The 19,144-nt window shown below is 70.4% G+C and carries 15 protein-coding genes and 3 pseudogenes; 9 read left to right on the top strand and 9 right to left on the bottom strand.

Going from position 1 to position 19,144, the window contains the following annotated elements; translation table 11 throughout:
* Nucleotides 1–186 precede the first annotated feature (186 nt).
* Nucleotides 187–1,809 (top strand): sulfatase family protein, encoded by a 1,623-nt coding sequence (locus CM1CMNOD_RS02465; RefSeq protein WP_013872094.1) that lies wholly within the window; start codon nt 187–189, stop codon nt 1,807–1,809.
* A 150-nt stretch (nt 1,810–1,959) separates the two neighbouring features.
* Here CM1CMNOD_RS02465 and CM1CMNOD_RS02460 read toward each other — a convergent pair whose 3' ends face one another.
* The 3 genes from CM1CMNOD_RS02460 to CM1CMNOD_RS02450 form a co-directional block, all read right to left on the bottom strand.
* A complete protein-coding gene (locus tag CM1CMNOD_RS02460; protein WP_013872093.1) occupies nt 1,960–3,414 on the bottom strand; it encodes a sensor histidine kinase in 1,455 nt (484 codons plus the stop codon).
* 87 nt (nt 3,415–3,501) lie between these two features.
* Nucleotides 3,502–4,263, bottom strand: coding sequence for a response regulator transcription factor (locus CM1CMNOD_RS02455; protein ID WP_013872092.1), 762 nt, complete (start codon nt 4,261–4,263; stop codon nt 3,502–3,504).
* Nucleotides 4,264–4,462: 199 nt separating this feature from the next.
* Nucleotides 4,463–4,951 (bottom strand): hypothetical protein, encoded by a 489-nt coding sequence (locus CM1CMNOD_RS02450; protein WP_013872091.1) that lies wholly within the window; start codon nt 4,949–4,951, stop codon nt 4,463–4,465.
* 482 nt (nt 4,952–5,433) lie between these two features.
* On the opposite strand from CM1CMNOD_RS02450, the gene CM1CMNOD_RS02445 reads away from it, so the two are divergent.
* Nucleotides 5,434–6,477, top strand: coding sequence for a helix-turn-helix transcriptional regulator (locus tag CM1CMNOD_RS02445; RefSeq protein WP_013872090.1), 1,044 nt, complete (start codon nt 5,434–5,436; stop codon nt 6,475–6,477).
* Nucleotides 6,478–6,609: 132 nt separating this feature from the next.
* Here CM1CMNOD_RS02445 and CM1CMNOD_RS02440 read toward each other — a convergent pair whose 3' ends face one another.
* Together CM1CMNOD_RS02440 and CM1CMNOD_RS02435 are read right to left on the bottom strand one after the other, a co-directional pair.
* Complete coding sequence (locus tag CM1CMNOD_RS02440) at nt 6,610–8,283, bottom strand: CYTH and CHAD domain-containing protein (protein WP_013872089.1); 1,674 nt, start codon at nt 8,281–8,283, stop codon at nt 6,610–6,612.
* Nucleotides 8,284–8,503: 220 nt separating this feature from the next.
* On the bottom strand, nt 8,504–9,259 hold the full coding sequence (locus CM1CMNOD_RS02435; protein ID WP_013872088.1) for a CPBP family intramembrane glutamic endopeptidase: 756 nt from the start codon (nt 9,257–9,259) through the stop codon (nt 8,504–8,506).
* Here CM1CMNOD_RS02435 and CM1CMNOD_RS22160 point away from each other — a divergent pair.
* A complete protein-coding gene (locus tag CM1CMNOD_RS22160; RefSeq protein WP_165001376.1) occupies nt 9,233–9,478 on the top strand; it encodes a hypothetical protein in 246 nt (81 codons plus the stop codon). The two genes, CM1CMNOD_RS02435 and CM1CMNOD_RS22160, sit on opposite strands and share 27 nt — an antisense overlap.
* Nucleotides 9,479–9,639: 161 nt before the next feature.
* Here CM1CMNOD_RS22160 and CM1CMNOD_RS02425 read toward each other — a convergent pair whose 3' ends face one another.
* Both CM1CMNOD_RS02425 and CM1CMNOD_RS02420 read right to left on the bottom strand, forming a co-directional pair.
* The gene (locus tag CM1CMNOD_RS02425) at nt 9,640–10,647 is read right to left on the bottom strand and encodes a cytochrome d ubiquinol oxidase subunit II (RefSeq protein ID WP_013872087.1); all 1,008 of its coding nucleotides are present in this window, start codon (nt 10,645–10,647) and stop codon (nt 9,640–9,642) included.
* On the bottom strand, nt 10,644–12,116 hold the full coding sequence (locus CM1CMNOD_RS02420; RefSeq protein WP_013872086.1) for a cytochrome ubiquinol oxidase subunit I: 1,473 nt from the start codon (nt 12,114–12,116) through the stop codon (nt 10,644–10,646). The genes CM1CMNOD_RS02425 and CM1CMNOD_RS02420 overlap by 4 nt, the downstream gene beginning before the upstream one ends.
* Nucleotides 12,117–12,324: 208 nt before the next feature.
* Between CM1CMNOD_RS02420 and CM1CMNOD_RS22760 the strand changes: the two genes are divergently transcribed.
* Both CM1CMNOD_RS22760 and CM1CMNOD_RS02410 read left to right on the top strand, forming a co-directional pair.
* Complete coding sequence (locus tag CM1CMNOD_RS22760; RefSeq protein ID WP_083828124.1) at nt 12,325–12,936, top strand: BlaI/MecI/CopY family transcriptional regulator; 612 nt, start codon at nt 12,325–12,327, stop codon at nt 12,934–12,936.
* Nucleotides 12,937–13,018: 82 nt separating this feature from the next.
* The gene (locus CM1CMNOD_RS02410; protein ID WP_013872084.1) at nt 13,019–14,209 is read left to right on the top strand and encodes a M56 family metallopeptidase; all 1,191 of its coding nucleotides are present in this window, start codon (nt 13,019–13,021) and stop codon (nt 14,207–14,209) included.
* Nucleotides 14,210–14,287: 78 nt separating this feature from the next.
* On the opposite strand, the gene CM1CMNOD_RS02405 is transcribed toward CM1CMNOD_RS02410, so the two are convergent.
* Entirely contained in the window at nt 14,288–16,213 is a 1,926-nt protein-coding gene (locus CM1CMNOD_RS02405; protein WP_013872083.1) for an ATP-binding protein, read from the bottom strand.
* Between the two features lie 408 nt (nt 16,214–16,621).
* On the opposite strand from CM1CMNOD_RS02405, the gene CM1CMNOD_RS02400 reads away from it, so the two are divergent.
* The 4 genes and pseudogenes from CM1CMNOD_RS02400 to CM1CMNOD_RS23855 form a co-directional block, all read left to right on the top strand.
* Nucleotides 16,622–16,801 carry a CopG family transcriptional regulator gene (locus tag CM1CMNOD_RS02400; RefSeq protein ID WP_013872082.1) on the top strand — a complete coding sequence of 60 codons (180 nt, stop codon included), beginning with the start codon at nt 16,622–16,624 and terminating at the stop codon, nt 16,799–16,801.
* A 1-nt stretch (nt 16,802) separates the two neighbouring features.
* Nucleotides 16,803–17,147 (top strand): glyoxalase, encoded by a 345-nt coding sequence (locus tag CM1CMNOD_RS02395; protein WP_013872081.1) that lies wholly within the window; start codon nt 16,803–16,805, stop codon nt 17,145–17,147.
* A 34-nt stretch (nt 17,148–17,181) separates the two neighbouring features.
* Nucleotides 17,182–18,041, top strand: a pseudogene (locus tag CM1CMNOD_RS02390) (class I SAM-dependent methyltransferase).
* A 526-nt stretch (nt 18,042–18,567) separates the two neighbouring features.
* Nucleotides 18,568–18,708, top strand: a pseudogene (locus CM1CMNOD_RS23855) (short-chain dehydrogenase); the annotation flags it as partial.
* 97 nt (nt 18,709–18,805) lie between these two features.
* Here the strand turns inward: CM1CMNOD_RS23855 and CM1CMNOD_RS02380 are convergent.
* Nucleotides 18,806–19,144: pseudogene (locus tag CM1CMNOD_RS02380) on the bottom strand (hypothetical protein); the annotation flags it as partial.

Genomic DNA, 19,144 nt, shown 5'->3' with positions numbered 1-19,144 from the left:
GGTTCCCGCCGCTGCTGGTTCCCGCCGCCGCTCGTTCCCGCCGCCGGCCCGCTCCCGACAGCGGGCCGGCAGCGGAGGCTCCTGTCGAGGATTCACAAGAAATCCACATGAAACGCGGACGTCGGCCAGATGCTGTGACGGGATGCTCCGGGCGTCCATCCGGCATCCTCGACAGGAGAGATCCTGGTGTCCGCAGTACATCGGCATCTGAGAAATCAGCGCCTGAGAAATCAGCGCCTGAGAACGCGCACATGTTCCGGCGCGGCCGCCCTGCTGGGCATCGCCGCTCTCGCCACCGGCATCATGTCGTCCGTGGCGCCCTCGGCACCCGGCCCGGCAGGCTCCTCCCCCGCGGTGGCCCCGGTGAGCGCGACGGCACCTGCCGACCGGCCGAACTTCGTGTTCATCCTGGCCGACGACCTCGACCAGACCACCTCGCCGTACTGGGCGGCCATGCCGTACACGGCGTCCCTGATCCGCGACAGGGGCATGACGTTCACGAACGGTTTCGCGCCGACGCCGATCTGCTGCCCGGCTCGCGGCACCATCCTCACCGGCAAGTACGGGCACAACACCGGGGTGCTCACCAATTCCGGTGACGTCGGCGGCTGGGCCACCTTCGCAGCGAACGGCAACGAGGAGAAAACCTTCGCCAGGCACCTGCACGACGCCGGCTACGACACCGCGCTGGTCGGGAAGTACATGAACGGGATCGAAGCCGACCCGACGCACGTCCCGCCGGGCTGGTCGGAATGGTACGGAAGTGCCGACAACTTCTTCTACACCGGCTACAACTACGCGCTGAACGAGAACGGCGCGATCGTCGACTACGGCGGCCCGGAGAATCCGGCGAACTACTCGACCGATGTCGTCGCCGCCAAGTCCACCGACTTCATCCGGCGGGCGGCCGCCGGGGACGAGCCGTTCTTCCTCTACGCGGCCTCCACGGCGCCGCACCTGCCGCTGCCCCCGGCGCCGCGGCACGCCGACAACCCGTTCGCCGACGACGCTGCACCGCGGACGCCGAACTTCAACGAGCCGGACGTCTCGGACAAGCCCTGGTGGCTCCAGCAGAGCGCGCGGGAGCGGTCCGCGCAGGTGGCGGTGGTCAACAACCAGGACTACCAGAACCGGATGGGGTCGCTGTACGCCCTCGACGAGATGGTGCGCGACATCGTCGAGACCCTGCGCTCCGTCGGCGAGCTGGACGACACCTATCTCGTCTTCACCTCGGACAACGGTTACAACCTGGGCGCGCACCGACTGATCAACAAGCAGGCGCCCTACGACGAGTCGATGCGGGTGCCGCTGGTCGTCGCCGGCCCCGGGATCGCGCCCGGCACGGACAACCACATGGTCGCCCACATCGACCTTGCCCCGACCTTCCTCGAGCTGGCCGGGGTGGGCATTCCGGCGGACGTCGACGGACGGTCACTCGTCCCCCTGCTGCACGGCACGCGGCCGGCGTCCTGGCGCACCGATCTGCTGGGCCAGTACGCCGGCCCCGGTGTCGACGGCCAGGACGGGATCGCCGCCGAGGCGGTGGCCCACGCAGCCGCCGTCTACCTCGACATACCACCGTGGAGCGGGCTGCGGACCGAGCGCTACCTGTATGTCCGCTGGTACGACCTCGACCGCTCACCGCAGATCCACGAACGCGAGCTCTACGACCTGAGCGCCGATTCCTACCAGCTCACCAACCTGCTCGCGACCCCGGCGGGCAGGGCCGAGAACGCGGCCCTGGTCGCGGACCTCGACACCCGGCTGAACGAGCTGGCGGCCTGTTCCGGCGCCACCTGCCGGAGCTGACCCACGGATCGTGAACGGTCCGGACCAGACTGCCGTGGCCGGCCCGGCGCCGCACCGGGCCGGCCACGGCGCCACGTCAGGCCGCGTGCCAGGCCGCACCAGGAGATACCAGGCCGCACCAGGTCCCGGCGGGCCATCCCAGCCGGACGATCACACCTGGTCACGGACAGAGGGGCGAACAGGCAGCGTGATCGTGATGGTCGTCCCAGCGCCGAGGGTGCTGGACACCTCCGCGGTGCCGCCGTGGGCAGCCGCCACCGCGGCGACGATGGACATGCCCAGTCCGTTGCCGCCGTGCCCGCGGTCACGACCACCGGAAGCACGGTAGAAGCGATCGAAGATCCTTTCGGCCACTTCGGGAGGCATACCGGGACCGTCATCGTGGACGCGGAGGACCATCCTCCGATCATTTCGAGTGAGCTCTACCGTGACCATGGCCGTCACCGGCGCGTGGACCCGGACGTTGGTCAGCAGATTACCGATCACCTGCCGTAACGCGTCCGCGTCCGCGACCATGGAGCAGCTCTCCGGTAGACGCAGCGTGACCGGACGGGCCGGCTCCACGACCGTCGCGTCACGGACGGCGTCACGCACCAGCACCACGAGATCCACCTCGGCCCGCAGCAGCGGCCGCTCCTCGTCGAGATGGGCCAGGTAGAGCATGTCGTCGACCAGGGCGCCCATCCGCCGGGTCTCGTCGGAGACCCGGCGCAGGGCGTCGTCCACCTCCGCGGGTGGCACGATCCCCTGCCGGAGCAGGTCCACGTAGCCGCGGACGGACGTCAGCGGGGTCCGCAGCTCGTGCGAGGCGTCGGCGACGAACCGCCGCAGCCGCTCCTCGGAACGCACCCGGTCGTCGAAGGCGCTCTGGATCTGACCGAGCATCGTGTTGATCGCGGCGGCCAGCTGGCCGGTCTCGCTGCGGGGCGGGTGGTCGGGCACCCGGCGGGAGAGGTCCCCGGTGGCGATCGCGGCGGCCGTGGCCGCGACGTCGCGAACCGGGCGCAGGCCATGGCCGAGCAGCAGCCAGGCCGAGACTCCCGCGAAGACGAGGGCGGCCGCCCCTGCGACGGTTTCGACGGCCACCAGCCGGGCGAGGGTCGCCACGACCGGCTGCAGCGGTACCGCGACGACATCCGTCATGCCCGTCCCCGGCAGCGTGCCGACAAGAACGCGGTACCGGCGGTCGCCGTAGAACACGGTGAACGGCCGACCGCTGGCGGCCCGGGCGGGCAGATCGTCGATGACGTCCAGCAACGGGCGAGCGGGCAGGGGGCGGCCCACATCCCCGACGACCCGTTGTACCGTGCTGTCCACACGACGTAGTTCCACCACGTAGTTGGTTGGAGCGACGACCTGCCGCAGACCCTCCGCGCTGACGGTCGGCACGATCCCCGCCAGCGCGGCGACGCTGCGCACGGTGAGCAGGCCCTGCGCGGCGCGCAGCTCGTTGTCGGTCCGTTCCAGCAGGTAGGAACGCAGCGCGACCACACCGGCGACAGCCGGGACCGTCAGCCCGACCGTCATCAGCAGCGCGAGGCCGGCCATCAGTCGGACCCGCAACGTCCGGGCCCCCAGGATCCGGGCCCCAGGATCCGGGCCCACGGCCTCGCCGTCGGCCGCGGAAGCCGGACCCGGCCGGTCACGACGACGCGGTCACGGACACGGTCGCGCGGGACGGAAACGGCATGATCATAATCCTTCCACGCCCGGGGTCTCACCCGGACCGCCCGGGCGGCCTCCGGGCTCCCGCAGCATGTAGCCGAACCCCCGCTGGGTGTGGATCAGGGGCGGCCCGTACGGCGCGAGCTTGCGCCGCAGGTAGCTCACATACTGGTCGACAACGGTGTACGCACCGTCGAAATCGTAGTTCCAGACCGCGTCGAGGATCTGGACGCGGGAGAGTACCCGCCGTGGATTGGCCAGCAGATACCGCAGCAGCTTGAACTCGGTGGGCGACAGGTCGATCGGATGGCCGGCGCGGGCCACCTCATGGGTGTCCTCGTTCAGGACGACGTCGGCGAAGGCCAGGGTCTGCGCGGCGGCCGACGGCCGATCACGCCGGGTGCGGCGGAGGACGGCCCGTACCCGGGCGACCAGCTCGTCGACGGAGAACGGTTTGGTCACGTAGTCGTCGCCACCGCAGGTGAGCCCGGCGATCTTGTCGGCGTGACGGTCACGGGCGGTCAGAAAGATCACCGGGACGTCGGTCCCGACGTCGCGTAACCGGCGGCAGACCTCGAAACCGTCGATGTCGGACAGCAGCACGTCGAGCACCATGAGATCCGGTTTCGCCTCGGCCACGGCCGCGACCGCCTCCTGCCCGCACGTCGCGGTGACCACGTCGAAGCCGTGGAACCGCAGGGACATCCGTACCAGATCGGTGATGTTCGCCTCGTCGTCCACGACCAGGACCCGGTCCGGCCGCGGACCACAGCCCGTGTCCCCGCCCATCGACACCCTCCCGTGTGGCCTGCCCGTACGGCCGCCCCGCGTGGGCGGCCGCCCGCCGCCCACGCCCAGCACACCGCTCACACATGTGAGTTGCGTTCGAACCGAACGAATCATTCGTATTCGGCTCTCACGGGCCGGAGCGGACGCCGGAGAGGTATCAGGCCTCTGTCCCCGCCCACGGGCCGGTCCGGCCGGGACGTCAGCCGGCCGGTACGAACAGCCGGACCGCCGAACGGGTCGATCCGTCGACCCCGGCGACGACCCCGACCGTGTCGCCCACCTTCACATCGGAGATCTTCGCCCGGTCCCTGCCGTGCCGCACGATGGTCTCGTCCGTGACCGTGTAGGAGACGGTGTACCCATCGTCACTACGGATGGTCAGCGAGGACCCGGACACGGCGCTCACCGTCCCGCGCTGGGCGCCGATCGTCCGATAGCCACCGTCGCTGTGCGTGACAAACTCGCCATGGAGTCCTCTGCGCGCCAGCCAGGCACGGTACGGATGGCCCGATGAGGCCTCGATCGCGGACGAAGCGGACACAGCCATCGGAGCCGTATCCGCCACCGCGCTCAGGGATGGCGCGGCCGGGCTCCCCCGGTCGGCCAGTGCCGTGGTGGCCAGGCCACCGGCCACCACGCCCACGACGCCGGCCACCGCGACCATTCTGGCTGCCGTTGCCCTTCTCATAACCCTCACCTCCACCAGCCGCGGCCACCATGGTCCGCGTCACCGACCACCCTGCAGGCCGATAGTGTGAATAAGGTATGAGAAACGCCGAAATCGGGTGAGAACACGCGTCCACACGGTAATCGACGTCGGCCAGACCCGGTAGGGCCATCGGTCGGGAATCGCCACAGCCACGGACGCCTACGAACAGATATGGCGAGACAAGTATGTACGCCTGTGCGCGCCGGCCGGGCCCAGCGGGGCGGACGACAGCAGCGAGGCCGATCGGCCGAAGCCTCCAATCAGCCTACGGCGTTCGAACGGGCTGCTGTCCGAAGTACCGCGCAAGGGCCTCACCCGAACCGCCGTGGCAGGCCGGATCGGCTCCGGCGAGGTTCAGATCGCAATGAGCCCGATGTCAATACAGGATGATCTCAATGAAGTCACCATGAGCAGGTGCCCTCCCGCAGTCAACGGCCACGCCGACCGAGCCCTCCGCCGCGATGACCCCGGACAGCGCGGCCCCCGGCAACGCGGCCTCCGACAGCACGATCCCCGGCAACATGATCCCGGGCGAGGTGGCCCCCGGTGAGGTGATTCCCGGCGAGATGCTCCTGGCCTCGGATGCCGCGACGGACAGCGACGTCCGGCAGGAGGCCCGGCAGGAGGCGCGGCAACGGGAGCTCGGCAGGTTCCTTCAGGCCCACCGCGAGCGGGTGCCCGGCCTGCCGCGGGAGCAGGTGGCGGCAGCGTCCGGCCTGCAGCCCGTCTGGTACACCTGGCTCGAGCAGGGGCGGGTCCAGGCGTCCGAAGAGGTCGTCGAGGCGGTCGCTCGGACGCTGCGGCTGGACGCCGACGCCCGGCGGCACGCCCTGGCGCTGGTGGGCTCGCCCGCGCGGACGTCCCCGCGACAACCACAGCAGCCGCAGCAGTCACTGCGGCCGCAGCGGCCCCCGCAGCTACCGCAGCCGCGAACCGTCACCCGCCTGCTGCGTCCCGTCCTGGAAAGCTGGCTGACGTCCCCGGCGCTGCTGCTGGACCACAGGTTCGACATCATCGGCTGGAACGACGCCTACGCGGCATTGTGGACGGATCCAGGCCTGCTCGACGAACGACGTCGCAATCTCGTCTACCTGCTGATCACCAGCCGCCTGCTCGCGACCACCCTGCACGAGTGGGAGAGCGTGACGAAGGACCTGCTCGCGCAGTTCCATGGCCAGTTCCACGACCAGTTCGGTGACGAGCGTGACGACGAGCGCATCCGGGAGATATTCACGCTGCTCGAAGCGGAACGGGCCGAGCTGAGGCCGTGGTGGGAAAGTCAGTCGGCGCGCGAGTTCACCACCCGGACGGTAACCGTCAACACTGCCACTGTCGGTGAGATCAGGCTGGTGCTGTCCCTGTTCCGGCCGATGGACGACCCGGATTCCGGCATCCTGCTGCAGACCCCGGTCAGCCACACCGACCGGACCAGGATCCGGCAGCTCATCGAACTGCCCGCCCGCTGGGCCGGCAACGACCGGACGCGCGGCTTCTACGACCAGTAGGCCGCGCCTGGCGACGGGCCTGGTGACGGGCCTGACGACGGATGGCCGCCGGCGCCGGGCACGGACGTCGACCGGGCTCCGGTCCGCGCAGCCGGGGATCCGCCGGGCCCGGCCCGGGCCCGGCGACGCTGATCACACCTGCAGCCAGCGGCGGTGACGCCGGCGGGACGCCTCGGGCCAGAAGTCGATGAAGTCCCGTTCCGCGGTGCGGGCCCGGAGCTCCTCCAGGCCCAGCAGGAGCCCGAGGGTGAAGGCGGTCGGCTCGCCCGCCTGAACCGCCGACGTCCCCCACTGCCGCAGCTGCCCCTGGGCGATCGTGGCGTCCTGGTGGGTGCCGAGCAACTCCTGGATCTGCTCGGCAAGTCTGGCGAACGCCGCCGCGTCGGGCCCGAAGACCGCGCCGGCCGTCTCGGCCGCGTACCGCAGCCGCTTCGCCTGCTTGCGGGCGCTGTGCAGCTGGATGTCGCGTTCGTGGCCGGGCGGGGTGGCCAGGGCCGCGTTGACCTTGCGGGTCAGCCGGTTGTCGGCGCGTCCCACCAGCTTCGGCAGGACGATCCTGGCGGGCTGCGCGGCAAGCCTTCCCGGCTGCGTGGCGGACGTCTCCAGCAGCCCGCGGACCAGGTCCTTCAGGTCCGTGACCAGGGTCAGGTAACGCTCGCTGCGCAGCATCGTCAGCGCCTCGGTACGCGCCTGCTCCTGCCCGGCGAGCAGTTGGCTGTCGATCGTTTCGGCGACGGGGCCGTGTACCAGTTCGGCCGGCAGTGACGCCACCCGTCCGTCGAAGTACTCGACCATCACCTCGGCGTCGCGGGCGGCGGACAGCGCGCCGGCCAGGTCACGCAGTTCCCCGTCCAGGTGGGCCGCGCGTGCGTCGTCGAACAGGGGCGCGAACGTACGCAGCGTGCTGCGGAACCGGCGGGTGGCCACCCGCATCTTGTGGACCGCGTCCGGAACGTCGAGACGGACGTGCGGGTCGGCGGCGAGCAGCGCCTGGACCTGGGCGGCCAGGTAGGCCCCGACCACCTCGCCCACCGGGGAGCGCGGCCGCAGCTTGCCGGGCGAGGGCAGCACCTCGGAGCGGGGCTGTCGCGCCAGCGCCGGGCCGAGCACCCGGGAGAGCTTGGACGCGTCCGGGGACACCGACGCACCCGCGGCCGTGAGCAGCGCGCCGACCTCGTCCAACAGGCTGGTGTCATCACCGGTGCCGACGTGTTCGACCTCGATCTCGTGCCACAGCTGCCGCTGCCCTTCCGCCGACGGTCCTTCCGATCCTTGCGCCGGCTGCGCCCCCGCCGACGGGTCCCCCTGTTCTCCCTGTTCCCGCTGTTCCCGGTTGGCCGCCGCGCCGAGGGTCCAGGCACTGACCTGGTCGTCGACCACTTCGGCCCGGTCGGCGCCGGCGGCGTCCCGGAGCCGGATGGAAGTACGGTCGGTCACCAGCCGGGCCACCGGTCGCAACGGTGTGTCACGAAGATGGACGCGCACCAGATCAACGAGGCCGTCCGGTGGCGTCAGCTCGTCCACCGGGGTGTCTGCCGCGCCGAGCGGACGCTGGATCTCCTCCCGTTCGCCGGCACGCAACGGCAGCTTGAGATGCCATCCTTCGTCCTGCCCGCCCGTCCGGCGCCGTAGTGTGATCTTGTTCTGGGCCAGCCGGAAATCGTCGGAGTCGTAGTAGACGGCCTCCAGGGTCGCCCGTTCCGGTTCGCTGACCGCGGCCACACCCGGCAACTGTTCCAGGGCGGGCAGCACGAAACCCGGATCGACGGCAAACTTGCGCTCTATTTCTCTCAGCCCGCCGCCCACGGTCACCCTCCGTCATATTCGCATGATGCGATCGCCGCCTGCGTTCCCGCCACGGCCGCATCCGGACAATCCGACGCGGCTGGGGCGGCCAGCCGGCCCGGCACAGCACGACCATCCGGGACAGGATTGACCGCATCCGACATGTCGCGGCGAGACCACCGTTGACTGTTGTTCATCCCATGTTAAACGTATGACAGTCTGGCGGTTTCCCGAACAGCGATCACGATGTGGGCAGCCAGGAGACCCTGCCGGCCAGGACGACATAACCAACAAAAGCCACAATGTCGATCAGAGCGTGCGCCACCACGAGCGGGCCGACCCGTCCCCGACGTTGATAGATCCACCCGAACAGCAGGCCCATAACCAGATTTCCGGCGAAACCGCCAAGCCCCTGGTACAGATGGTACGAACCGCGCGACACCGCGCTCGCCGCCAGCGCGGCACGCTCGTCCCAGCCAAGCTGACGCAGTCGCGTCAGCAGGTAGCCGACCACGACGACCTCTTCGAGCACCGCGTTCTGCACCGCGGACAGCACCAGGACGGGGATACGCCACCACACGTCCGGCAGGCTGGTGGGGACCACCGTCAGGTTCGCGCCCGAGTGCCAGGCGAGCAGGTACAGCCCGAGCCCGCCACCGCCGACGACCGCGGCGAGCCCGGCCCCGAAACGGGCGTCGCGGGCCAGCCGGCCGCGGTCGAGGCCGATCGTGGCCAGCCCCCCGCTGTCCCGGGCGAGCAGGTGCAGCGCCAGGAAGGCGGGGACGATCGCGGTGGCGATCCCGGTCAGCTGCAGGGCGATGTCGAGCCACGGGCGCCCTGGCGCCGCCGACGAGTTCAGCTCGGCGACCTGCTGGCGGACCGGCCCCGGGGCGGTCAGATCGCCGACGTAACGGACGAGTGCCCACAGCCCGGACGCCCCCAGCGAGACGCCCAGCACCAGCCACACCTCGTGAGTGAGCAGCCGCCGGGAACGCACGCGACCGGCGCCATGGTCTCCTCCGTGGTCGCTGCCGCGCTCGTCACCGCCGTCACCGCTGGAGCCGCCAGGGCTGCTGGGGCTGCCGCCTGGTTGCGCAGCGTCACCAAGCTTCCCGGCCGGTTCGTGCCGCGGTCGCTCTCCCGGGGCCACCCCGGCAGCGTCGCCGGTGCGTGTGCCGGTGTCCGTTCGCGCCGCTGCCCGCCCGTCGCCAGTTAGCCTCACCTGGCGAACGTAACGGCCCGAGCGAATCGGCCGACCGGGGCCGGCAGCCCACGCACCGGTCCGCGCCCGCACCGGGCGTTGTGCACACGTACGCCCGGTGCGGGCCGGCGCGAGCCAGCACCGGCGGGACAGCAGCTGAACGGCGGGACGGCGGGTCAGTGACGCGGCTCGCCGCCGGCGGGTTCCGGGTCGGCGAACACCCTGAACAGCAGGAACAACGCCGGTAGCAGGACAGCCACCCCGCAGCCGATCGCGATCAGCATGGCCCGCAGGTTCTGCGCGGGTGCCGCGGCCGCGACGACGGCGACCTGCCCGACCACCAGGTCCGGGTACTGGGCGACGGCCCAGCCCCACAGCACCCCGGCCACGGCGAGGCCCGCCGCCAGCCGTGCCGCGGTGTAGTGCCGCCGCCAGACCAGGACCAGCGCGCCCACCCCACCGCACACCGACACGGCCACGAACGGGACGCCACGGGTGGGGAACCGCTGCGCGACCACCGGCGCGTCCCGCCACAGCAACGGCAGCAACGCGGCCGCGAGCGCCCCCGCGACCATCGCGCCACCGAGCGCCCGGCGCCGGAAACCGGCCACCAGATGCTCGCTCCCCGGTCGCCGGGACGCGTCCCGGCACAGGTAGACAGCGGCGAGAAAAGCGGTCGCGGCGACCGCGAAGGCGCCGGCCAGCAGCCCGAACGCGCTGGTGAACGGGGCGGCCGCGGCATCGCGGCGGCCGACGCCGCTCGCCATGGCCGCGCCGCACACGCCCAGCATGAACGGCGTGACCGTGGACGCGGCCGCGAACACCCGCCCCCACCAGTGGTCGGGGCCGGCCGCCCCGGCGCCGTAGGCACGGTAGACGTAGGCGCTGCCCCGCAGCACGATGCCGACGAGCGCCAGCGCCATGGGCAGCTCCAACGTGCTGCCGAGCACGCCGAACGCCTCCGGGAACCCGGAGAACATCGCCACGATCACAAAGATCAGCCAGACGTGGTTGGCCTCCCACACCGGGCCGAGGGCGGAGGAGATCAGCGCCCGCTGCTCGGCGGCGTGCCGTCCGTGGGCGAACAGGTCCCACACGCCGGCGCCGAAGTCAGCGCCGCCGAGCAGCGCGTATGCCGTCAGCCCGCCGACCATGACCAGCAGCAGGGCGTCCGCGGCGGTCATCGCTCCACCCCCGCCGACCGCGCGGGTTCCGCCGGGACGGCCTCGCCCCTCCCGGCCTTGTTCCTTCCGGCCTCGTTGTCCCTTCCGGCCTCGTTCCTGTCCCTCTCAGCCTGTGGTACGGCATCCGCCGCCTCGGGCGTGGCCTCGTAGGTGGGCCCGCCGGTGGCCATCCGCCGCAGGATGAGTACCAGCGCCGTTGCCAGCCCCAGATAGAGCAGGAGCGTGCCGCCGAAGGCCCAGCCGAGGCCGGGGCTGTGGGTCACCGCGTCCGTCACCAGCATGCGGCCGTAGACGATCCAGGGCTGCCGGCCACCCTCGGTCACCTCCCAGCCGGCCAGCATCGCAATCATGGATGCCGGCCCGGTGGCGCTCGCCGCCAGCAGCCAGCCCCGGCCGGTCGGGAGCGTCGGGCGGACGCCACGCCGTCGACGGCGCGCCGCCACCACCGCCACGGCCACGGCCAGCCCGACGAGCGCCGTCCCGAGGGCCACCATCGTGTCGAAGGCGAGGTGGACGAGCAGGGCGTTCGGGCGCTGCTCCGGCGGGACGGCCGCAAGTCCCGTCACCATGTGGTCACGGCTCCAGCCGGTCATCAGTGACAGCAGGTCGGGGATCTCGATGCCGTGCCGGACCTCGCCGGTGGCGTCGTCGTAGATGCCGCCGAGGGTCAGCGGCGCGTGTGACCGTGTCTGGTAGAGGGCTTCCATCGCGGCCAGCTTCAGCGGCTGCTGGGCCGCGACCACGCGCGCCGCCCAGTCGCCGACGACCGCCTGGAGCGGGGCGCAGGCGAGCACCGTGACCAGGCCGACCCGCAGGCCGCGGCGGTGGTAGGCGTCCCGGCGTCCGCGCAGCATCCCGACCGCGTACACGCCGGCGACGGCACCGCCGGTGCACATCAGCGCCGCGAGCAGCATGTGGATCACCTGCGCCGGGGTGGCCGGGGAGAGGAAGGGCGCGAGCGGCTCCGCGCTGACGACCCGCCCGCCGACCTCCCGCACGCCGCGCGGAACGTTCATCCACGCGTTCGCGGTGATGATGAACAGGGTGGACAGGGTGCCCGCGATGGCGATCGGGAACATCGTCAGCCAGTGAGCCCGTGGGGACAGCCGCTTCCAGCCGTAGAGGTACAGGCCGATGAAGATCGCCTCGATGAAGAACGCGAAGCCCTCGAGCGTGAACGACAGGCCGAGCGCGCCTCCGTAACGGGCCATGAACGCCGGCCACAGCAGGCCGAACTCGAAGGACAGCACCGTCCCCGACACCGCGCCGACCGCGAACAGCACGGCGAACGCCCGCGCCCACCTGCGGGTGAGGGCGAGCCAGACCGGATCACCCGTGCGGATCCAGCGGCGTTCGGTGTACAGCAGCAGCCAGGGCAGGCCCACCCCGAAGACCGCGAAACAGATGTGGAAGGCCAGCGAGAACGCGGTCTGGCCACGAGCAAGATCCGTGGACGCGGCGAGGATCATGCGCGATCCCTCCTGCCCCCGCCCCACGGCTCCCATCCGGAGCCCATGCGAACGGGAGATCATCTCGAAAGATCTTCTACGCTCTGTCGAATTTCTACGCTTTGTAGAATACGGGACGTCCGCCGGCAGCATCCGCCGCCGGTCGCAGGTCACAGCCGGACTCCCAATGGGGGCACAGAACTTCGTGGAGCGTCGTACAGTGAGATACATGGCGCGCCTTGGTGACCTTGAGAGGTCAGTCATGGACGTGCTGTGGGACGTCGACGTCTGGCTGACCGCGCGTGAGGTGGCTGCCCAGCTCGACCACGAACGCGACCTCGCCTACACCACGGTCCTCACGGTGCTCGAGCGTCTCGAGCGCAAGGGCTTCGTCCAGCGGGAACGCGCGGAACGCGCGCACCGCTACCGGGCGTCGAGCAGCCGGGACGCCGTCGTCGCCGAGGCCATGCTCGCCGCCCTGGACACCACCGAGGACCGCGGCTCGGCGCTGGTGCGCTTCGTCGGTTCCGTCTCCCCGGCCGAAGCCGAGATCCTGCGCCGGGCCCTCGCCCCGTCACCGGAGGCCGCACCCGAGCACGACGGCGCGACCGTCGCCGGGACCGGCCTCGCCTCGGGTGATCCTGTCTCGACCGGTCTCGCCGCCGTCGTCACCGCCTCGGACGGCCTCGCCATCGGCGTCCTCGGTGAGGCGACCGACGCGGAAGTCAGCGAGGGCTCCGACGTGCCAGAACGCGCTGGCGCCGAGGGCACCCGCCGCACGGCCACCGCGCCGGAGATCACGAACTCAGGGGTCACCAGCTCGGAGGCCACCGCCTCGTGACCTTCGTATCGGACGCCGTACCGGACACGACACACGCTCAAACCGAACCTCTGTCTGCGGCTAGAGGTACTGTTCACCCGCTATGACGACCGCGGCCATCCTCGCTCTGTTCGCAGGTGTGCTCGCATGGCCCGTTCCCCGCCTGCTCGCCAGGGCGCACTGGCCGTCCCGCTGCCCACGATCCGCGATCGTGCTGTGGCAGGCGATCGGTCTTGCCGGCGGGGTGTCGGCGCTGCTCGCGGTGATCGCGTTCACGTTCGCGCCGCTTTCCACCGACCTGCCGCTGGGCGTGCTCGACCACGCCGATCACGTGGCCGCCGGCGACCCTCTCGCCGGGCTCGGCTGGATCAACGTGATCGGGCTCGGGGTGGCGTCCGCGCTGGCCGCCCGACTGTTCGGCGTCCTCGCCCTGTCCACCGCGCAGACCCTGCGGCATCGTCGCCACCACCGCCACCTGGTCGACCTCGCCGGCCAGGACCACGGCGAGCACGACGCGACAGCGGCGTCCTCAGCCCGGCCGGGGGACGCCGGGGACGGCGGATGCCAGCCGCCGGACGGGCTGCCCGCCTGCGCCGGGGAGATCCACCGGCGCGGACGGCTGCGCGTCCTGGACCATCCGGTCGCGGTCGCCTACTGCCTGCCCGGCGTCCGCCACACCCGGGTCGTCGTCTCCAGGGGGCTGCTGGCCGCGCTCGCCCAGGACGAACTGGAGTCCGTCCTCGCGCACGAGGAGGCCCACGCCCGCGGCCGGCACGACCTCGTCATCCAGCCCTTCGTGGCCTGGCAGCAGACCTTCCCGTTCCTCCCGCCCGCGCGCGACGCGACCGCCGCGGTGTCCCTGCTGGTCGAGATGCTCGCCGACGACGCCGCCGCCCGCCGCACCAGCTGCCGGACCCTGGCCCGGGCGCTGGCCCGGCTCGGGGTGGCCCGCTTCCCGGTGCCGGCCGGGGCGGTCGGCATCACCGGCGTCTCCCATGGCAGGGCGATCCGCTCATTGCGGACGAGCGGCTACGGCAGGGTGCTGCGAGCCCGAGCCGGCTCCGCGCGCCGGTGGCCCGGCGGCGGCCTCAATGACCAAGGCGGCCGAGACGGCGCGGCGGGCCACCTGGCTGCCCAGCCCGCCCGCTCCTCCCCCATCCACGCCCCGGTGATCGCACGCATCTCACGCCTGCTGGAGCCCACGCGCCGGGCGCCGCTGTGGGCCCATGTCGCGATCTACCTCACCGCCGCCGCTATCTGCGCCTTCCCCGCCGCCGTCCTGCTCGCAACCTGACCTGGACGGCCCGGCCCGGCCGACCGTCTGCCTGCCACCCGTGTCAGCAGCCCCGCGGCCAAAGATCGACAGCAGAGTTTATACAGACCCGCACTGTGCGACCGCGTATAAACTTGCCCGTCCCTGCCCCTCCTCGCGGGCTTGCGAACGACGACCCGAAAGAAGCCTGCACCCGGACAGATCCGCCGTCAGGCGCCATCCCACTCGTGACCAGTTGTCCCTGTCCGGACCGTCCGGCCCGGTGAGCCCGGTCGGCCTGTTCGGCCCGACTGGGTCCCGGCCTGGCCGGCCGGGGAACGCGGGACCTGGCCCGTACCGGATTCCCGGCCCGGACGACCGCCCCTCGGTCACCTGCACCAGCAGTCCCCGCCTACGAAGATCGGCCAGCCAACGACGCGCCTGATAGACGTCCACCGCGCACAGGTTCTGAACGGTCCGGTTCGTGATCCAGCCGTACTCCCGCACGTGCTCGACGACCCGCCGGTCGATCTCGTCGGCGTTGCGCACCCGGTAGGCAAGAGCTGTCCCGAGCGCCATCCGGGCATGCTCGCGCAGCCGGTAGCGGCCGTAGCGCCGGCGTGCGGTCGAGCGTGAGATGTCAAGCAGCCCATCCTGGCCGGTGGCCAGACGCCGGAGAATCGACTCAGCCTCCTCCGCGGGCCGTTGGAGGCGGGGAGCGATCGCGGCCGCGGTGACATTCTCATGATCACAGAGATATAGAACGATCATCAGCGTATCCGTGTCCTCGCGTTCCGCGTCGGGCAACGCCGCGACGAAACGCGCGATGGCCACGTTGGGCGCGCCCCCGACCATCGACACCGTGACATGATCGAATTCCGCTCGGATGAACGGCAGCGCACGGCCTGACCGGATCATCTCCCGGTACATGCGGTCGACCCCACGACCGGTCTCCTCGGACAGGCCAAGCGTCCGTACCGCGCCCATCAGCCGCGGGTTCCGCGGTCTGGAAGCCGCCGTCAGGATGTTGTCGACGGTGATCCCGGACACCAACGGCCCAGGTGACGTCACGGTGAGGATCTGCGGCGAATGGTCGATGACCACCGAGTGAGGCTGATGGACGTCCCGGTGCACAAGCGCGTTCATCACCGCCTCCCGCACGGCCAGATCCGGGAAGTCCTCGATCTGAAGCTGCTGGCCGGTGGGGAGCGTCACGGGGGTGAGGTTCCGGCGTGCGTTCACCAGCCGCAGGACTTCCAGGTAGGACAGCGCCAGGGGCATGTCGAGCCGTTCCACCGCTCGGGGCTCACCACCTGGGGAGTCCCGGTAGAGGTACACGACGGTGTGCGTGGACGGTCGGCACAGCAGGATCTCACCGGCACGGGTGAGCTTCCCACCGTCCGTCACACCGAGCGCGGACAGCAGATCGGGTGTGCGGAGCTCAGCGTAACCACGACGAAGATCTGTAAGTGACGCCAGCAGGCGCCGGCACGCGGCAAGGGCCTCGGGCTCGACGTCGTCGACCGTGCGCTGTGTCCTGGTCGCGCTCGGGTCGTACCCACTCCGCTCCTGGCGGACGAGCACGATCTCCGCCGGTGACATGGGATGGCAGTCCGTGCCGATCCGCCGCCTGGCCCGCCCCTGACTGTCGGCATGAACCTCGATGCCTCGTGGAACACGCAGTTCCAGCAGACGGGCATCGGCGAAGACCCGTTCACGGACGTCGACGAGCAGTGGCGGCTGGCTGAGCTGGTAGACCCGCGACTTCAAGCGCTCGGCGTCGGTGTCCGTGCCTACAAAGGCCGCCGCACCTGGCGTCCGGTCCGCCACTCCGAGCACGACGATCCCGCCGTCGCCGTTGGCGAAGCACAGGCACGCGTCCACGATGATTCGCTCAAGCTCGCCCTGAACCTCGGACGCGCTCCGGCGCCCACGAGCGGTCGGCGCCTCCTTGAAGTCGAGGGTCGCGGTCTCCTCCCGCTCGGCCATCGACCCGGCCAGGATGCGGGCAAGCGCCGCACCGATGCTGGCATCGGTGCCGTCCACACGCACCCTCCCGATGACAACGACGCTGAGGCTGCCCCGAGTTTATACAGACCCACACTGTGCGACCGTGTATAAACTCGCCCTCCCTTGCGGATGACCGTCGCCCTCGTCGAGGCCGCCCGGCGGCGGCGTCCTCGACGATCTGGCATTGGACACTGGGCTCGCTGGCACTGCCGCGGAACACCCAGCCCGGCGTCTCACCTGAGCCTGCCTCACAGCCAATCCGGTGGCTCCCGCTGGAGCGGGTTTCGGACTCCCGGTTGGCCCGATGATCGCGAACCGACAGGATTTGCTGGTCCCGGCCAGTTTCGGAAGGGCGGAGCGAAGAAGATCTTCACGCGGGCTCGCGAACAATGACGATGGCCCGCCTGGAGCTCGCGCGCCACCCTTGATTGCTAGCATGCGATCGTGGGTGACGAGGATGTCAAGCAGTTCAACGTGTACCTGCCGATCGGGCTGATCAAGCAGGTCAAGCACCGCGCCATCGAGTCGGGGCTGTCCCTTTCGGCGCTGGTCGCCGAAGCACTACGCGACTACCTCGACGACGCCCACGGACAGCGACCGCAATCGCCTGGATCGGAGACCTGACATGACGACCGAAGGCATCGAAGCCGTGTTCCTGGAAACCCACAACTGGGGCAAGGCGGCGAGTTTCTTCCAGGCGCTGGGTTTCGAGCTCGAGTTCGAGACCGACCACAATTCGGGCCAACTCCGTAACGGCAGCGGTCCTTATGTGTTCATCGCGGAGGTCCCCGAGGACCGGGAACCCCGGGCACAGATCGTGCTGAAGGTGCCCGATGCGGACGCGTTCCGTCCCGACCCCGCCGTCGAGGCGGTCTCCCCGTTCGAGGACACCCACTACGGGACCAGGGAGATGACCGTCCGTGACCCCGATGGGCGTCTGTGGAGCCTCCAGGCCCCTGGCCGGAAGTGACACGAGGAGCGAGAACACGAGGAGCGAGAGCACCATGGCAGACCGGCAGGCCGAGGCACCGGACAGCACCGCGGTGCGCGTCGCCCTCTGGCGGGCGATGCACCTCCACGTCGACTCGCCGCCACACGTGCTCGCCGACGAGATCGGTCTGCGGCTGGCCGCCCCTGACGATGGCTGGCGCACCCGCCCGGACATGGACCCGCACGCCACCAGCAGGTTCCGGGCATCCATCGTGGCCCGTGCACACGCCTCATCGAGGACCTGGTTGCCGAGGAGGCCGACCGTGGCACTGCCCAGTACGTCATCCTGGGGGCCGGCCTGGACACCTTCGCCCAGCGCAGGCCGGAGATCGCCGCTCGCCTGACGGTGTTCGAGGTCGACCAGCCCCGCCCCCAGGCCTGGAAGCGCAGGCACCTGATCGAACTCGGCTACGGCATCCCCGACTGGCTGCGACTGGTACCGGTCGACTTCGAGGCGAGCGGGGACTGGTTGAAAGAGTTGTCCGTCGCCGGCTTCGACTCCGACCAGCCGGCCCTCGTCGTCTCCACCGGCGTCACCATGTACCTCACCAAGGAGGCCACCGCGGCCACCCTGCGTCAGATCGCCGGGCTCGCCCCCGGCTCGACGACCGCCGTGACGTTCCTGCTGCCCGTCGACCTTCTCGACGAGGCCGATCGTGCCGGGCTACAGGCGTCAAAGAAAGGCGCGCAGGCATCCGGCACACCGTTCATCAGCTTCTACACGCCGGACGAAATGCTGACGCTGGCCCGCGAAGCCGGCTTCAACGACGTCCGACACGTATCGGGAGCCGCGCTCGCCGAGCGCTACTTCGCCGGTCGGACCGACGGCCTCCGCCCGTCAAGCGGAGAGGACGTGCTGGTAGCCACCACCTGAACCATCTCAACCCACGCCAGCAGGTAGCACAAGTGCTGTCAGCTGCTCACTACGGTCCTGCCCGATATCGCGCCTCATCGACATGATCAGACGGTTGACAGCGGCAACGTAAGGCCGGTGAACCTCCAGCCATTCTTATGATGCTGGAGGTCCAATCGATAACTCCGTCGTCGCAATCGCCTCGCGAATGTTCCGTAGACACCCGTATGCATGATCGGAAGCCTCGGTCACACCACGGGGAGCTACCAGATCGACTTGATATCTAATTGTCAGCAGAGAGTTCTCTCGAAATGCCGCCATCACCGTTTCCCTGCCGACCGGAGTGCCTACAGCGACCGCTTGCAGATTTCTGCCCGTGGTTGTGAGAGCCATCAGGTACTGTCCGTAGATCTGCCTTCGCGTTTCGTCACGTCGATCAGTCCGGTCACGCCGCCACCGCACCGAGTCGAGGAGCAGTGTTGACCCAGCTCCCACGACACCACCGACAAACACGCTTAGCGCCTCGCCGCCGAACCCTCCGGCGGGCAGCACCATCGGCCACCGGCTGGACACCATCAACATCGACGATCTTCAGTGCGAGCACGGCTACCAGTACCAGCAGGCCTACTTCCAGTCGAAGCTGGTCAACCTGATGTTCACCTACGAACTTCAACGACGGCTCGCCGCGGCCAAGGTGGACACGAGGCGCTGGTCCGGGCAGGCTTCTGGGATTTACGTGTGATCATGCTTTCCGTGTTCGAGCCCCCCCGGGGGCGGTAGGGCCTTCATAGGCTCTGGAAGAAAGCACGGATGTCGGCGGCGAGCAGCTCGGGCACCCCAAGCCCTGCGAAGTGGCCGCCACGGTCGGCCTCCGTCCACCGGGCGATCGGCATCCGCCGCTCGGCGTACGGCCGGATCAGGCGGGTGATGCCCTCGGGCAGGACGAGGACGCCGACCGGTTGGACGGTCCGCCATGATGGCGGGCCGCCGGTTTCCCGGTGCAGGCGCGGCGCCGTGCCGCCGGTGCCGGTCAGCCAGAAGGCCGAGGAAGTAGTTCGACTGGCATACTTCCCTGGACGCCCCCGGTTCTTGCCCGCGGGGTGCGGAGATCCGTGACGGCGGTG

Origin of the sequence: Protofrankia symbiont of Coriaria myrtifolia (genome assembly GCF_900634755.1) — a bacterium.
Classification (GTDB): domain Bacteria; phylum Actinomycetota; class Actinomycetes; order Frankiales; family Frankiaceae; genus Protofrankia; species Protofrankia coriariae.
The sequence above is the reverse complement of the archived record's forward strand: the minus strand, read 5'-3'. Positions and strand labels throughout refer to the sequence as shown.

Coding starts and splice junctions, on each gene's coding strand:
- CM1CMNOD_RS02455 (WP_013872092.1), bottom strand. CDS start 4,263: ATGGGCGGGGACACGGGCTGTGGTCCGCGGCCGGACCGGGTCCTGGTC.
- CM1CMNOD_RS02450 (WP_013872091.1), bottom strand. CDS start 4,951: ATGAGAAGGGCAACGGCAGCCAGAATGGTCGCGGTGGCCGGCGTCGTG.
- CM1CMNOD_RS02445 (WP_013872090.1), top strand. CDS start 5,434: ATGACCCCGGACAGCGCGGCCCCCGGCAACGCGGCCTCCGACAGCACG.
- CM1CMNOD_RS02425 (WP_013872087.1), bottom strand. CDS start 10,647: ATGACCGCCGCGGACGCCCTGCTGCTGGTCATGGTCGGCGGGCTGACG.
- CM1CMNOD_RS02420 (WP_013872086.1), bottom strand. CDS start 12,116: ATGATCCTCGCCGCGTCCACGGATCTTGCTCGTGGCCAGACCGCGTTC.
- CM1CMNOD_RS22760 (WP_083828124.1), top strand. CDS start 12,325: ATGGCGCGCCTTGGTGACCTTGAGAGGTCAGTCATGGACGTGCTGTGG.
- CM1CMNOD_RS02410 (WP_013872084.1), top strand. CDS start 13,019: ATGACGACCGCGGCCATCCTCGCTCTGTTCGCAGGTGTGCTCGCATGG.
- CM1CMNOD_RS02395 (WP_013872081.1), top strand. CDS start 16,803: ATGACGACCGAAGGCATCGAAGCCGTGTTCCTGGAAACCCACAACTGG.